The sequence below is a fragment of the Pseudomonas sp. GW456-E7 genome, from assembly GCF_059424105.1.
In genome coordinates this window covers 155,609-170,801 of the sequence record NZ_JBWKZB010000002.1, presented here as the reverse complement: position 1 = coordinate 170,801, position 15,193 = coordinate 155,609, and the positions used below count along the sequence as shown (strand labels likewise).

Genomic DNA, 15,193 nt, shown 5'->3' with positions numbered 1-15,193 from the left:
GCAATACCCTGTGGGAGCGAGCTTGCTCGCGATGGGGGCATGACATTCAACATCTATGTTGCCTGTCAGGCCGCAATCGCGAGCAAGCTCGCTCCCACAGTTTTGCATGGCCCGCAGGTAGGGTTCATCCAGCAAAAAGGCGCCAAAACCCAATGTTTATGGCAAACTTCGCGCCTATAAATGCCGGCCCCGCGGTTTTGAGCCTTCACGGTCGCGGGCAGGTCGGAATAAAGCGATGCCAGGTTTGCGTCCCCGGACGGGAATAGACCCTTTGTGTGTTGGTACGACGGTGCCAATACTTTCTGCCTGAACAGATTAGAGACACGACCATGCATAACGTCGTCATCAGCGGCACCGGCCTGTACACCCCGGCCAACAGCATTTCCAATGAAGAGCTGGTCCAGTCTTTCAATACTTACGTCGCGCAATTCAACGCCGACAACGCCGACGCCATCGCACGCGGTGAAGTGCAGGCATTGACCGAGTCCAGTGCCGCATTCATCGAAAAAGCCTCCGGCATCAAGAGCCGCTTTGTCATGGACAAGGACGGCATTCTCGATCCGCAACGCATGGCCCCGCGCCTGCCGGAACGTTCCAACGACGAGTGGTCGGTGCTGTGCCAGATGGCCATCGGCGCGGCCGAACAAGCCCTGCAGCGTGCCGGCAAGACCGCAGCGGACATCGACGGCGTGATCGTCGCCTGCTCCAACCTGCAACGTGCCTACCCGGCCATTGCCATCGAAGTCCAGGAAGCGCTGGGCATCCAGGGTTTCGGCTTCGACATGAACGTGGCGTGCTCCTCGGCGACCTTCGGTATCCAGACCGCCGCCAACAGCGTGCAATTGGGCCAGGCCCGCGCGGTCCTGATGGTCAACCCGGAAGTCTGCACCGGCCACCTGAACTTCCGTGACCGCGACAGCCACTTCATCTTCGGCGATGCCGCCACCGCGGTGATCATCGAGCGTGCCGACCTGGCGACGTCCAAGTATCAGTTCGACATCGTCAGCACCAAGCTGCTGACCAAGTTCTCCAACAACATCCGCAACAACTTCGGCTTCCTCAACCGCGCGGCGGAAGAGGGCATCGGCGCCAAGGACAAACTGTTCGTGCAGGAAGGCCGCAAGGTGTTCAAGGAAGTCTGCCCGATGGTGGCCGAGCTGATCGCTGAGCATCTGCAAGAGAACCAGCTCAACATCAGCGACGTGAAGCGCTTCTGGCTGCACCAGGCCAACCTCAGCATGAACCACCTGATCGTCAAGAAACTGCTGGGCCGCGATGCGACCGAACAGGAAGCCCCGGTGATTCTCGACACCTACGCCAACACCAGTTCCGCCGGTTCCGTGATTGCGTTCCACAAGAACCAGGACGATCTGGCCGCCGGTTCCCTGGCCGTGCTCAGCTCGTTCGGCGCCGGTTACTCGATTGGTAGCGTGTTGCTGCGCAAGCGCTGATTCTGCGGCTAAAAAGATCGCAGCCTGCGGCAGCTCCTACAGGACCGGATTCACCGTGATATCACGTTGAAACCCAATCCTGTAGGAGCTGCCGAAGGCTGCGATCTTTTTTTGCGCGGAGTTTTTGTCTTGAGGGCTTTTGTGGCGAGGGGGCTTGCCCCCGTTCGGCGACGAAGTCGTCGTAAAACAGGCAGAGGTGGTATGTCCGGAAAATCGCGGTGGCTGGTTCCGGGACCGCTTCGCAGTCCAGCGCGAGCAAGCTCGCTCGCCACAATTGAATGGGTGCAGGCTGGGATAAGAAAACAGTCTCGCGTTGATGCATCGGAGGATGATGGGGACCGACACATCAACACCAGGCTGTAAAAGGGGCCCGGGCTTCCTTGCCCGAGTCGTGTGGCGGGGTGAATCAGAACTTGGCTTCGGCATCCAGTTGCAGGGTGTTGATGTCCGAATCCTTCTTGTTGATGTTGGCGTTGGTCTGGTCCGAGGTCGCCATGTAGTAGGTCGCGCCCAGGGCAAAGTTCTTGTCCAGGTCGTAGCTCACTTTCAGCTTGCTGCCGCGCGAACCGGTGAAGCCGTTGGCGAAGTCGGAGTCGGTGAAGGCACCCACCACAGCGTTACGCTGCACATCGCGGTAGTTGTAGTCCACGTTGAAGCCGTAGAGCTTGGACTTCACACCGGCCAGCCAGCCAGTGTCCTGGTCGTTGCTGGCATCGGTGTTGTTGACGTACTGACCGTAGATCGACAGCGGAACCGGCAGGTTGCTGAAGTCCAGCTGACCAAAGCCTTCATACAGTTTGAACTGTTCGCCCGGGCTGTTGCCGTTGACGGCCAGTGCGCATGGCGCAGTAACGGTACCCGAGGTCGGGCAGGCGCTGCTGTCATCGTTGTCGTAGGCGTAGAGACTGCCGCCCAAAGTCATTTTCATGCTGTCGGTGATGGCGAAGCGCGCACCCAACTGGCCAGCGTACAGACGCAGGTCGTGCTTGAATTGCACGCCTTCGCCGTCGACGTTGTCCTTGAGGGTGTAGTGACCGGCGCTACCGAACAGCTCGGTGCTGCCGCTCAACGGGTACTTGTAGGTGACGGCCAGGCCTTCCGGGTTGATGTCGCTATCCCAGATGATGTCGCCCATGCTCACCCATTGTTGCGGCATCTTGCCGCCAACCAGGTGCAGGTTCTTGATCGCGTCCGGGTGGTAGTCGATGTAACCCTGGTCCAGCCAGATCTGCTTCTTGTCGAAGTAGTTGTTCAGGTCCTGGTTGGTCGAGCGAGCGTCGTCGTTGCTGCCGGTGGCGATACGGATGCCGGTGTCGACCTGCGGGTTGATTTCGCTGTAGGCACCCAGGCGGGCACGAATGCGCTGACGATCCTGGTCCTTGTTGTTTGGCACGCCATCGTTGTGGACGTTTTCCTGACGAAAGCGCACGTCGCCCTTGAACTGGGTCTTTGCCGCCCAGGCAAGCTTCTGGTCGAAGGCGCTCAGCGTGTCGGTTTTCTTCGCGGTGGCCGCGATTTGCTCGTTGGTCTCTTGCTGAGCCTGACGGGCAATCTGCTGTTCTTTCTGATCCCTGGCCAGCTCGGCTTGCAATTCGCTGTACTGCGCGTTGGTGATCGAGCCGTTAGCCTTGAGCATGTCGAGCAGTTTGGCGTCGACTGCGGCACTGGCCGGAACACTCATGGCCAGCAACAGGCCACCGCACAAGGCCGCCGCAGTTTTCGTGGAAGCAAGACGCATATCAATCTCCGAAGATGAGAGGGGATGACAGAGCCATCCGGGGCACAACCGACCGTTAGGGGCGGAAAACTGTGGCCGGGTATAACCCGGCGCTCTAAAAACAGGCGCCAGTATCGCGATGGTTTATTACAGAGCAGTGGCAATGTGATGTCATGTCCATGACGATACAAAGCTGCCGTGAACGGTTGAGTTAGAGCACTGTCGTCGCTTTGCCCGTGTGCAAAGTGGAGCGATAGGCGATACTCGCGAAGCTTTCACGCCATGAAGAGTGAGGACGGTGATGCCGTTGCAACGCCTGCAAAAACTGTCAGAAATCGCCCCGCCGACCTGGGATGCCATGGTGCCGCAGAGCCAGCCTTTTCTGCGTCACGCTTTTTTGAGTGCACTGGAAGACAGCGGCAGTGTCGGCCCCCATTCCGGCTGGCAGCCCGAGCATCTGCTGCACGTTGAAGGTGATCGCCTGATCGCCGCGCTGCCCGGTTATCGCAAGTGGCATTCCTACGGCGAATACGTGTTCGATCACGCCTGGGCCGATGCCTGCGAACGCGCCGGCATCGATTACTACCCCAAACTGTTGAGCGCGGTGCCGTTCAGTCCGGTCACCGGTCCGCGGCTGTTGGCGGCAACGGTCGAAGACGGTTTCGAACTGTTGAAAAGTCTGCCGGGCTATCTTGAGCTCGAAGGGCTTTCCAGTGCCCACATCAACTTCACCGATCCATTCACCGATGCAGCATTGAGCGAGCAACCCGGTTGGCTGCAGCGCGTTGGCTGTCAGTATCACTGGCAGAATCGCGGCTACCGGGATTTCCAGGACTTCCTCGACATGCTCAGTTCGCGCAAGCGCAAACAGATGCGCAAGGAGCGTGAGCAGGTGGCCGGCCAGGGCGTCGAGTTTGAATGGCTGGAGGGGCGGGAACTGAGTCAGGCGCAATGGGATTTCGTCTATGCCTGCTACGCCAATACGTACGCGGTGCGTCGGCAAAGGCCGTATCTGACGCGGGAGTTTTTCAGCCTGTTGGCCGAACGCATGCCGGAGTCGATTCGCGTGGTGCTGGCCAGGCAGGGGTCACGGCCGGTGGCGATGGCGTTCAGTCTGGTGGGGGGCGACAGCTTTTATGGTCGTTACTGGGGTTGCCTGGCGGAGTTCGATCGCCTGCATTTCGAGACCTGTTTCTACCAGGGGATGGACTACGCCATTGCCAACGGTTTCCAGCGTTTCGATGCCGGTGCGCAAGGCGAGCACAAACTGATTCGTGGATTCGAGCCTGTCATCACCCATTCCTGGCACTACCTGCGGCATCCGGGGTTGAAGGCGGCGGTGAAAGACTTTCTGGAGCAGGAGCGGCTGGGGGTGCTGGCTTATGCAGAGGATGCGAAGTCAGCCTTGCCTTATCGACAAGGCTGATCTTCACCCTATGGTGTGTCAGTTGTCTTCCTTGCCCAGCCAGCGATATAGCACACCGCCGACTGCTGCTCCGAGCAGTGGTGCGACCCAGAACATCCACAGTTGTTGAATCGCCCAGCCGCCGACGATCAGCGCCGGGCCGGTGCTGCGCGCCGGGTTGACCGAGGTGTTGGTGACCGGGATCGAAATCAGGTGGATCAGCGTCAGCCCCAGGCCGATGGCGATCGGCGCCAGTCCTGCCGGTGCACGTTTATCGGTGGCGCCGAGGATGATCAGGATGAACATCGCGGTCATCACCAGTTCACAGACAAACCCTGCCGCCATCGAATAGCCGCCGGGCGAGTGTTCGCCGTAGCCGTTGGACGCCAGGCCTCCCGCCAGTTCGAAACCGGGTTTGCCGCTGGCAATGAAGTACAGCAGGGCGGCAGCAATCACGCCGCCAATGACCTGGGCAATGATGTAGGCCGGCAACTCCTTGGCCGGAAACCGCCCACCCACCACCAGGCCGAGGGATACCGCAGGATTGAGATGACAGCCGGAAATATGGCCGATGGCGAAGGCCATGGTCAGCACGGTCAGGCCAAACGCGAAGGACACCCCGAGCAAGCCGATCCCTACCTCTGGAAAAGCCGCGGCCAACACCGCACTGCCGCAACCACCCAATACCAGCCAGAACGTACCTACCAACTCAGTCGCCGAACGTTTTAACAGAGACATAAGAGAGTGCCCTTTCGAGATTATGCTGCCTTGAGCCTCCAGCCGATGGACTGCAGAACCACCTCCAGAACGTTGCAGTGAGTACAGCACGGTTTTTTCAGAATTCCAGCAGGCATAAAAAACCGCCAGGCCCCGTTGTTGACGGGGCCTGGCGGTTTTTTCAATCTTCGGTATGACGCTTATCCTTGTGGGAGCGAGCTTGCTCGCGATAGCGGTGGATCAGACGCCATTTTTGTCCACTGACACTCCGTCATCGCGAGCAAGCTCGCTCCCACAGGGATTGGCGTGTTGTTCAGGGACTCAATCGATCCCGACAAACCCACCCGTCTGGTGTTGCCACAACCGCGCATACAAGCCGCCATGGGCGAGCAACTCGGCGTGGGTTCCGGTTTCGGCGATCTTGCCGTTTTCCAGCACCACCAGCCGGTCCATCCGGGCAATGGTCGAGAGCCGGTGGGCGATGGCGATCACGGTTTTGCCCTGCATCAGGGTTTCGAGACTTTCCTGGATCGCCGCTTCGACTTCCGAATCCAGCGCCGAGGTGGCCTCGTCCATGATCAGGATCGGCGCGTCCTTGAGCAGCACACGGGCAATGGCGATGCGCTGGCGCTGGCCGCCGGAAAGTTTCACCCCGCGCTCACCGACATGGGCATCGAAACCGGTACGGCCTTCGGCGTCCGACAGTGCAGGAATGAAACCGTCAGCCCGGGCCTTGTGCACCGCTTCCCAGAGCTGGGCATCGGTGGCGTCGGGTTTACCGTACAGCAGGTTGTCACGGATCGAGCGGTGCAGCAGCGAGGTGTCCTGGGTGATCATGCCGATGCGCTCGCGCAGGCTTTCCTGGCTGACGTCGGCGATGTTCTGGCCGTCGATCAGGATGCGTCCGCCTTCGACGTCGTACAGGCGCAGCAGCAGGTTCACCAAAGTCGATTTGCCGGCGCCGGACGGGCCGATCAGGCCGATTTTCTCGCCAGCCTTGATGGTCAGGTTGAGGCCGCCGATGATCCCGCTCTGCTTGCCGTAGTGGAAGTCCACCTGCTCGAAACGCACTTCGCCACGGGCCACCGCCAGGGGTTTGGCCTGGTCGCGGTCGGTGACGCTGACCGGTTGCGAGATGGTCTGCAGGCCGTCCTGCACCATGCCGATGTTTTCGAAGATGCCGGTCACCACCCACATGATCCAGCCGGACATGTTGACGATGCGGATCACCAGGCCGGTGGCCAGGGCGATGGCCCCGACGCTGATCAGCGACTGCGTCCACAGCCACAGGGCCAGGCCGGTGGTGCAGACGATCAGCAGGCCGTTCATGCTGGTGATGACCACGTCCATGCTGGTGACCACGCGGCCGGCCAGTTGGGCTTTTTCGGTCTGTTCCTTGATCGCTTCGCGGGCGTATTGCTGCTCGAAGTTGGTGTGCGCGAACAGCTTCAGGGTGGTGATGTTGGTGTAGCCGTCGACAATCCGCCCCATGAGTTTGGAGCGCGCATCGGATGCCACCACCGAGCGATCCTTGACCCGTGGCACGAAGTACCAGAGGGCGCCGATGAACGCGAAGATCCACGTCAGCAGCGGGATCATCAGGCGCCAGTCGGCTTCGGCGAACAGCACCAGCGAACTGATGGCGTAGATCAGCACGTGCCACAACGCATCCACCGCTTGCACGGCGGAGTCACGCAGCGAGTTGCCGGTTTGCATGATGCGCTGGGCGATGCGTCCGGCGAAGTCGTTCTGGAAGAAATTCAGGCTCTGCTTGAGCACGTAGCTGTGGTTCTGCCAGCGGATCATGCTGGTCATGCTGGGGCTCAGGGTCTGGTGCACCAGCAGGTCATGCAGGCCCACGAATATGGGGCGCAGCACCAGCGCCACCACCACCATCCAGGTCAGTTCGAGGGCGTGCTCGCGGAACAGATTGGCGTTCGGCGTGCCTTGGGCCAGGTCGATGATGCGGCTCAGGTAGCTGAACAGCGCCACCTCGATCAATGCACCAATCAGGCCGACGATCAGCAGGGCGGCGAAGCTCGGCCAGACCTGCTTGAGGTAATAGGTATAAAAAGGGAAAACCCGGTCCGGCGGAGACGCCGTCGGTGCTTCACGGAAAACATCGATCAGTTTTTCAAAACGGCGATAAAGCATGAGTTGTTCGCCCGCGCGCGGGCTCTCCTTTTAACGTTTTGAGCGTTGCCGGCAAACGCCGGCAACGGCTCGGACATCCTTGTCCAGCTTAGTCTCAGTCGATGCGCTTGGCCGACTTGATGAACACCGGGTCGGCCGGCACGTCTTTCATGCCGCTACGAACGGTGGTTGGCGAATTGACGATGATGTCGACCACGTCCATGCCTTTGACCACTTTGCCGAACACGGCGTAGCCATCACCCTGGTCAAGGAAGTCGTTGTCCTTGACGTTGATGAAGAACTGGCTGGTGGCCGAGTCAGGCACCGAGGTACGGGCCATGGACAAGGTGCCGCGAACGTTGACCAGGCCGTTGTTGTGTTCGTTCTTGATCGGCGCCTTGGTTTCTTTTTGCTGCATGGCCTGGGTGAAACCACCGCCCTGAACCATGAAGCCGGGGATCACGCGGTGGAAAATCGTGTTGTTGTAGAAGCCGCTGTCGACGTACTCAAGGAAGTTCTTGGTACTGATCGGCGCCTTGACCGGGTCCAGTTCGATTTCGATCTGGCCGTTGGTGGTTTCCAGCAAAACGTGCGGCGCCTTGGCGGGCGTTGCGGCCATCAGGTTGGCGGCAAACAGGACGGTGCCAGCGGCGAGGGCGATTTTTTTCAGCATGGGTCAGTGATCCTGAGTGGTGGTGTCGACTGCGGTCAGAAAATCCAGCAGCGTTTGGTTGAAGTGTTCCGGCTGGTCCAGCGGCGTGGCGTGGCGTGAATCGGCGATCACCACCAGCCGCGCATCGGGCAGCAGTCTTACGTAGTTTTCCTTCAGCGCCACCGGTGTGTAGTCACGGTCGGCACTGACGATCAGGGTTGGACAGGTGACCTTGGAAAGTCGTTCCTGGACCCCCCAGCCAACAATGGCATTGAAGCTGGCGAGATAAGCATGTTTGTCGTTTTTTGCCCAGCGCTCGGCCATTTTTTGTCGCAAGTCGGCCTGCTCGGGCTTCGGGAACAACTTGCTGCCCAATGCCTTGCCGATGGTGCGCAGGCTGAGTGCGTGCATCAGGCTCCAGCGCTTGAACCACTGCCAGTAATCGTCGCGGCTGCGCAGTTTGACCTCTGGCGCACTGTTGACGATGCACAGGCTCTTGAGCAGTGTCGGCTGGTCCACACCCAGCTGGAAGCCGATCATGCCGCCCATGGACAAGCCGACGTAGTGTGTCGGGCCGAGATTGAGGTGCTCGATCAGCGCGATCAGGTCGGCGCTGAAACCGGCAATGCTGTAGCGCTCCCGGGGTTTGTCCGAACGGCCGTGACCGCGTACATCCGGGACGATCACCCGGTAGCGGGTGGCCAGTGCCGGGATCTGCTTTTCCCAGTCCAGGGTGCTGGAACCGAGGCCGTGGACCAGCAGCAGCGGCGTGCCGTGGCCATATTCCTCATAGTGCAGGTTGCAACCTTCGTGTTCGAAATAGGCCATGCATACACTCCGTGTCAGGCTTGTTCGGGGGCGGCGAACGGTGCGTCCAGTGGTGCGGTGTCAAAGGTGCGCAGCAGTTCGATGAGAATCTGCGTGGCAGGTCCCAGGGGTTTGTCCTTGTTCGAATATAGGTAGAAGCTCGGGTTGCGGCTACCGCCCTGATCCAACGGTAGCAGCTTGAGCGTTCCTTCCTTGAGTTCCCGTTCGATCAGGTGCCGGGGCAACCAGGCAAAACCCAGGCCGCTGCTGACGAAGGTCGCGGCGGTGGCCAGGCTGCCGACGGTCCAGCGCTGTTCGGCCCCGAGCCAACCGACGTCCCGTGGTTGCTGGCGGCCCGAGTCGCGGATCACCACTTGCATCTGGCTTTCCAGGTCCTGGAAGCTCAGTTCGCGGTTGAGGCGGTGCAGGGGATGCTCGGGGTGAGCGACCGCAACGAACTCGACGTCGCTCAATTCCGCGCCCAGGTAACCGGGAATACTGAAGCCCGTGATGGCCAGGTCGGCCACGCCTTCGAGCAGGACTTCCTCCACGCCCGACAGCACTTCCTCACGCAGGCGCACCCGGCAACCACGGCTTTGCGGCATGAACGCGGTCAAGGCGCGGACGAGGCGGGCGCTTGGATAAGCGGCATCGACCACCAGGCGCACTTCGGCCTCCCAGCCCTGTTCCATGTGATGGGCCAGGTCTTCGAGTTGGCTGGCCTGTTTCACCAGTTGCCGGGAGCGGCGCAACAGCACGCCGCCGGCTTCGGTCAGCACGGCTTTGCGTCCGTCGATGCGCAGCAACGGCACGCCGAGTTGATCCTGCATGCGTGCCACGGTGTAGCTGACCGATGATTGCGAGCGATGCAGCGCCTCGGCGGCCTGGGCGAAACCACCGTGATCGACCACGGCTTGCAGCGTTCGCCATTGATCAAGGGTCACGCGGGGCGCTTTCATGTTGAGCTCCTCTTGTCCTAAGCTGGCAGCCCTGACTGGAGGCTGCTGAATGAAAAAAATCTGTTGTGTGCTGCTGGCGCTGCTGCCGCTGACGGCGATGGCTTACCCGATCGATGTGAAGAAAGATCTCAACGGCATGAAGATCGATTACCAGACCTACGACACGGATAGCGACATCGGCTCCATCCAGGTGGCCAACTACGGCGACGTCGATGCAAGCTGCAAGGCCGTCTTCATCAATGGCCCGGAAGCCCCGCGTACCCGCAAGATCGACGTACCGGCCGGCAAACACAAAAACGCCACCGCCAAATTCAGTCGCAACATCATCAAGCTGCGTATCGAGCTGAGCTGCACCCCGAAATGACAGCAATCTTCTGTGGGAGCGGGCTTGCTCGCGAAAGCGGTATCAGCTTCAACATCAATGTTGACTGAAACACCGCCTTCGCGAGCAAGCCCGCTCCCACAGGGTATGTTGAGCTTATAAACGAATTTATTGATGGGTTATAGCAGTTATTTGCGCTTTTTCATCGATATGACTCTGTTTAACCTTCACTCCATCGACCTACAGCATTCTCAGATGGAGGCTACATCCCATGTCCCGCGTTCTGATCATCGAAAGCAGTGCCCGTCAGCAAGACTCGGTTTCCCGTCAACTGACCCAGACGTTCATCAGCCAGTGGAAAGCCGCTCACCCGAATGACCAGATCACTGTCCGGGACCTGGCCGTCAAGCCGGTGCCGCACCTGGACATCAACCTGCTGGGTGGCTGGATGAAACCCGCCGAGCAGCGCAGCGACATCGAACAGGCGTCCCTGGAACGCTCCAACCAGTTGACCGACGAATTGCTCGCCGCCGATGTACTGGTCATGGCCGCGCCCATGTACAACTTTGCGATCCCCAGCACCCTGAAAGCCTGGCTCGACCACGTGCTGCGTGCCGGCGTGACCTTCAAGTACACCGAAACCGGTCCGCAAGGCCTGCTCACAGGCAAGCGCGCCTACGTATTGACGGCTCGTGGCGGCATCTATGCCGGCAGCACCGCCGATCACCAGGAACCCTACCTGCGTCAGGTCATGGGTTTCATCGGTATCCACGACGTGACGTTCATCCACGCCGAAGGCATGAACCTGGGCGGTGACTTCCAGGAGAAAGGCCTGAGCCAGGCGAACGCCAGGCTTGCGCAAGTGGCCTGACCCGTTAATCGCCAGATAATCGCTGGATGGTCTAGTGATCTGGCGCAACCCTTCAAGCCTGTACGCGCATCGAACCTCCCTTCGCACTTTTAGCTCCTGAGTGCTCTGGCCCGATTGAACGCTTTAGCGAGATCGGGCTTTTTTTTGCCTGTGATTTAACAAGCACCTAAAAAACCTGTGGGAGCGAGCTTGCTCGCGATGACTGAGTGTCAGTCGACAATGATGTTGACTGATCCACCGCTATCGCGAGCAAGCTCGCTCCCACAATGGATTTTTGTATTGTTTGGGGGTTCGCGATCAGTAGCAAAACCCGCTATCGTCGCCGCCATTCGAAACGAGGCGAGCATGGGCTATCTACTTTTTGTCACGCTGATCCAGGCGTTTTCCTTCAGTTTGATCGGCGAATACCTGGCCGGTCATGTCGACAGTTACTTCGCAGTGCTGGTGCGCGTGCTCCTGGCAGGGCTGGTGTTCATCCCGCTGACCCGCTGGCGCTCGGTGGAACCGGCGTTCATGCGCGGCATGCTGCTGATCGGCGCCTTGCAGTTCGGCGTGACCTACGTCTGCCTGTACCTGAGCTTTCGTGTACTGACGGTGCCGGAAGTGCTGCTGTTCACCATCCTCACGCCGTTGCACGTGACCCTGATCGAAGATGCTCTGAATCGTCGCTTCAACCCCTGGGCCCTGGTCGCGGCACTGGTGGCGGTGGCGGGAGCGGCGGTGATTCGCTTTGACCGGATCAACCCGGACTTCTTCATGGGGTTCCTGTTGCTGCAACTGGCCAACTTCACCTATGCCGCCGGGCAGGTGCTGTACAAACACCTGGTCGCCCGCCATCCAAGCGATCTGCCGCATTACCGACGTTTCGGCTACTTCTACCTCGGCGCACTGGCGGTGGCGTTGCCGGCGTTTCTATTGTTCGGCAAACAGAACTTCCTGCCCGAAGCGCCTTTGCAATGGGGCGTGCTGCTGTTCCTCGGCCTGGTCTCCACTGCGCTGGGTTTGTATTGGTGGAACAAGGGCGCGTGCATGGTGAATGGCGGGACCCTGGCGGTGATGAACAACCTGCATGTGCCCGTGGGCTTGCTGATCAATCTGCTGATCTGGAACCAGCATGAAGAACTGGGGCGATTGTTGCTCGGCGGTTCGGTGATTTTGCTGGCGGTGTGGATCAGTCGGTTGGGCACCAGAAGCAAGGGCGCACAACCTGCGTAGGAGCTGCCGCAGGCTGCGATCTTTTGATTTCAAGATCAAAAGATCGCAGCCTGCGGCAGCTCCTACAGAAGATTTGCGGTGTTACATGACGTGTTTTTCAGGCTCGGGGATGTGGCTGGCGCCCAACACCGCCGGCAGCAGTCCCGCACGTAGATCCGTTCCGCTCGGCTGCTGATACAGGCTCAACCCGAACTCCGGCAGCACCGCCAGCAGGTAGTCGAAAATATCCCCCTGGATCCGCTCGTAGTCGGCCCAGGCCGTGGTGCGGGTAAAGCAGTAGATTTCCAGTGGAATGCCCTGGGCGGTGGTCTGCATCTGGCGGACCATGCAGGTCATGTTCGGCTGGATTCCCGGATGACTCTTCAGGTAGGCCAGCGCATAGGCGCGCAAAGTGCCGATGTTGGTCATCCGCCGGCGATTGGCCGACATGGCCGCGACGTTGCCCTGGGCCTCGTTCCAGGCCTTGAGTTCGGCCTGCTTGCGGGTCATGTAGTCGGTGAGCAAGTGCACCTGGGACAGCTTCTGCTCCTCGTCGTCGCGCAGGAAGCGCACGCCGCTGGCGTCGATGAACAGGCTGCGCTTGATCCGGCGGCCACCGGAAGCCTGCATGCCGCGCCAGTTCTTGAACGACTCGGACATCAGGCGCCAGGTCGGAATCGAGACGATGGTCTTGTCGAAGTTCTGCACCTTGACCGTGTGCAAGGTGATGTCCACCACATCGCCATCGGCGCCCACCTGGGGCATTTCGATCCAGTCGCCGACCCGCAGCATGTCGTTGCTGGTCAATTGCACGCTGGCGACGAACGACAGCAGCGTGTCCTTGTAGACCAACAGAATCACCGCCGACATGGCGCCCAGGCCCGAGAGCAGCAACAGCGGCGAGCGATCGATCAAGGTCGCGACGATGACGATCGCGCCAAACACGTACAACACCATTTTCGCCAGTTGCACATAGCCCTTGATCGAGCGGGTACGGGCGTGTTCGGTGCGGGCGTAGATGTCCAGCAGGGCATTGAGCAGGGCGCTGACCGCCAGCAGCAGAAACAGGAAGGTGAAGGACAGGGCGACGTTGCCGAGGAAATTGAGACTGGTCTTGCTCAGGTTCGGCACCAGATTGAGACCGAACTGGATCACCAGCGAAGGTGTGATCTGCGCCAGGCGATGGAACACCTTGTTCTGCAGAAAATCATTGACCCAGTGCAAGGCCGGCTGGCGGCTGAGCATTTTGGCCGCGTGCAGGATGAGGTAGCGCGCCACCCGTCCGAGGAACAGCGCAATGGCCAGCAACAGCAGCAGCGCCAGGCTTGAATGTACGAGCGGGTGCTGGTCGAGGGCCCCCCAAAGGTCCAGGACGTTGATCCAGAGCTGTTTGATATCCATGGTTGAAAACGATTCTTCTGTAGGGCGCGAGAGGCGATTAGAGCATTTAAGACGCTTTGTATTGCGTTTTGGGAAAAACAAGGCAACAAAAAACCAACTGTTTACCGCCATTTGCATAAAGAAACTCGGCCTGAGCGCTCGAAACCGTTACCCTATGCAGCTGTTTTTTTGCATTTCTTCGAGGTAGCACCCGTGTTTTCCCAATTCGCCCTGCACGAACGCCTGCTCAAAGCCGTGGCCGAGCTGAAATTTGTCGAGCCAACGCCTGTGCAAGCCGCGGCCATTCCGCTGGCGCTCCAGGGGCGTGACCTGCGGGTGACGGCGCAAACCGGTAGCGGCAAGACCGCTGCATTCGTTTTGCCGATCCTCAACCGTCTGATCGGCCCGGCGAAAATCCGCGTCAGCATCAAGACCCTGATCCTGCTGCCGACCCGCGAACTGGCCCAGCAGACGCTGAAGGAAGTTGAACGCTTTTCGCAGTTCACCTTCATCAAGTCCGGCCTGATCACCGGCGGCGAAGACTTCAAGGTCCAGGCCGCGATGCTGCGCAAGGTGCCGGACATCCTGATCGGTACGCCGGGCCGGATGATCGAGCAACTGAACGCCGGCAACCTCGACTTGAAAGAAGTTGAAGTCCTGGTGCTCGACGAAGCCGACCGCATGCTCGACATGGGCTTTGCCGAAGACGTGCAGCGTCTGGTGGACGAATGCACCAACCGTCAGCAGACCATGCTGTTCTCCGCCACCACCGGTGGTTCGGGCTTGCGCGAGATGATCGCCAAGGTCCTGAACAACCCTGAGCACCTGCAGCTCAACGCGGTCAGCCAGCTGAACGACACCACCCGCCAGCAGATCATCACCGCTGACCACAACCAGCACAAAGAACAGATCGTCAACTGGTTGCTGGCCAACGAGACCTACCAGAAGGCCATCGTCTTCACCAACACCCGGGCCATGGCCGACCGCATCTACGGCCGCCTGGTGGCGCAGGAATACAAAGCGTTCGTGCTGCACGGCGAGAAAGACCAGAAGGATCGCAAACTGGCGATCGACCGTCTGAAGCAGGGCGGCGTGAAAATCCTCGTGGCCACCGACGTCGCCGCTCGCGGCCTGGACGTTGACGGCCTGGACCTGGTGATCAACTTCGACATGCCGCGCAGTGGCGACGAGTACGTGCACCGTATCGGTCGTACCGGTCGTGCCGGTAACGATGGCCTGGCCATCTCGCTGATCTGCCACGGCGACTGGAACCTGATGTCGAGCATCGAGCGCTACCTCAAGCAGAGCTTCGAGCGCCGCACCATCAAGGAAGTCAAAGGCACCTACGGCGGACCGAAGAAGGTCAAGGCCTCGGGCAAGGCTGTCGGCGTGAAGAAGAAAAAGACCGACGCCAAGGGCGACAAGAAGAAAACTGCCGCCAAGACCCCGACCAAGCGCAAGAGCGCCAACCGGCCGAAGAGCGATTCCCTGGTCAGCAAGGACGGCATGGCGCCGCTCAAGCGCCGCAAGCCGGAAGCGCCAGCGGCTGAGTAAGCCACTGTAAGCGACCCAGGAAAAACCCGGA

Annotated in this window: 13 protein-coding genes; 6 read left to right on the top strand and 7 right to left on the bottom strand. The window is 60.0% G+C overall.

The genetic code is table 11. The annotated features are described in order from the left end of the window. Nucleotides 1-329 precede the first annotated feature (329 nt). Nucleotides 330-1,451, top strand: a complete 1,122-nt coding sequence (locus tag AC07YV_RS02235; RefSeq protein ID WP_102698950.1) for a beta-ketoacyl-ACP synthase III — start codon at nt 330-332, stop codon at nt 1,449-1,451. A gap of 406 nt (nt 1,452-1,857) precedes the next feature. Here AC07YV_RS02235 and AC07YV_RS02230 read toward each other — a convergent pair whose 3' ends face one another. Then, nucleotides 1,858-3,189, bottom strand: coding sequence for a putative porin (locus AC07YV_RS02230; protein ID WP_102698949.1), 1,332 nt, complete (start codon nt 3,187-3,189; stop codon nt 1,858-1,860). Between the two features lie 280 nt (nt 3,190-3,469). Between AC07YV_RS02230 and AC07YV_RS02225 the strand changes: the two genes are divergently transcribed. Continuing rightward, nucleotides 3,470-4,594, top strand: coding sequence for a GNAT family N-acetyltransferase (locus tag AC07YV_RS02225; RefSeq protein ID WP_102698948.1), 1,125 nt, complete (start codon nt 3,470-3,472; stop codon nt 4,592-4,594). Between the two features lie 18 nt (nt 4,595-4,612). Here AC07YV_RS02225 and aqpZ read toward each other — a convergent pair whose 3' ends face one another. From aqpZ to AC07YV_RS02200, 5 genes are all read right to left on the bottom strand, one after another. Further along, nucleotides 4,613-5,311, bottom strand: coding sequence for an aquaporin Z (aqpZ, locus tag AC07YV_RS02220; RefSeq protein ID WP_095963781.1), 699 nt, complete (start codon nt 5,309-5,311; stop codon nt 4,613-4,615). A gap of 300 nt (nt 5,312-5,611) precedes the next feature. Further along, nucleotides 5,612-7,444, bottom strand: coding sequence for an ABC transporter ATP-binding protein (locus AC07YV_RS02215; RefSeq protein ID WP_102698947.1), 1,833 nt, complete (start codon nt 7,442-7,444; stop codon nt 5,612-5,614). A 94-nt stretch (nt 7,445-7,538) separates the two neighbouring features. After that, nucleotides 7,539-8,096 carry a peptidylprolyl isomerase gene (locus AC07YV_RS02210; RefSeq protein ID WP_102698946.1) on the bottom strand — a complete coding sequence of 186 codons (558 nt, stop codon included), beginning with the start codon at nt 8,094-8,096 and terminating at the stop codon, nt 7,539-7,541. Between the two features lie 3 nt (nt 8,097-8,099). Continuing rightward, nucleotides 8,100-8,903 carry an alpha/beta fold hydrolase gene (locus AC07YV_RS02205; protein WP_102698945.1) on the bottom strand — a complete coding sequence of 268 codons (804 nt, stop codon included), beginning with the start codon at nt 8,901-8,903 and terminating at the stop codon, nt 8,100-8,102. 14 nt (nt 8,904-8,917) lie between these two features. Next, complete coding sequence (locus AC07YV_RS02200) at nt 8,918-9,841, bottom strand: PA3225 family LysR-type transcriptional regulator (RefSeq protein WP_007972479.1); 924 nt, start codon at nt 9,839-9,841, stop codon at nt 8,918-8,920. Between the two features lie 49 nt (nt 9,842-9,890). Between AC07YV_RS02200 and AC07YV_RS02195 the strand changes: the two genes are divergently transcribed. From AC07YV_RS02195 to AC07YV_RS02185, 3 genes are all read left to right on the top strand, one after another. After that, complete coding sequence (locus AC07YV_RS02195) at nt 9,891-10,205, top strand: hypothetical protein (RefSeq protein WP_007972481.1); 315 nt, start codon at nt 9,891-9,893, stop codon at nt 10,203-10,205. Nucleotides 10,206-10,434: 229 nt separating this feature from the next. Further along, entirely contained in the window at nt 10,435-11,034 is a 600-nt protein-coding gene (locus AC07YV_RS02190) for an FMN-dependent NADH-azoreductase (RefSeq protein ID WP_102698944.1), read from the top strand. 345 nt (nt 11,035-11,379) lie between these two features. Then, a complete protein-coding gene (locus tag AC07YV_RS02185) occupies nt 11,380-12,249 on the top strand; it encodes a carboxylate/amino acid/amine transporter (RefSeq protein ID WP_102698943.1) in 870 nt (289 codons plus the stop codon). An 81-nt stretch (nt 12,250-12,330) separates the two neighbouring features. Here AC07YV_RS02185 and AC07YV_RS02180 read toward each other — a convergent pair whose 3' ends face one another. Then, nucleotides 12,331-13,629: a mechanosensitive ion channel family protein gene (locus AC07YV_RS02180; protein ID WP_102698942.1), complete on the bottom strand. Its 1,299-nt coding sequence runs from the start codon at nt 13,627-13,629 to the stop codon at nt 12,331-12,333. A gap of 192 nt (nt 13,630-13,821) precedes the next feature. On the opposite strand from AC07YV_RS02180, the gene AC07YV_RS02175 reads away from it, so the two are divergent. Next, complete coding sequence (locus AC07YV_RS02175; protein WP_007972492.1) at nt 13,822-15,162, top strand: DEAD/DEAH box helicase; 1,341 nt, start codon at nt 13,822-13,824, stop codon at nt 15,160-15,162. Nucleotides 15,163-15,193: the final 31 nt, after the last annotated feature.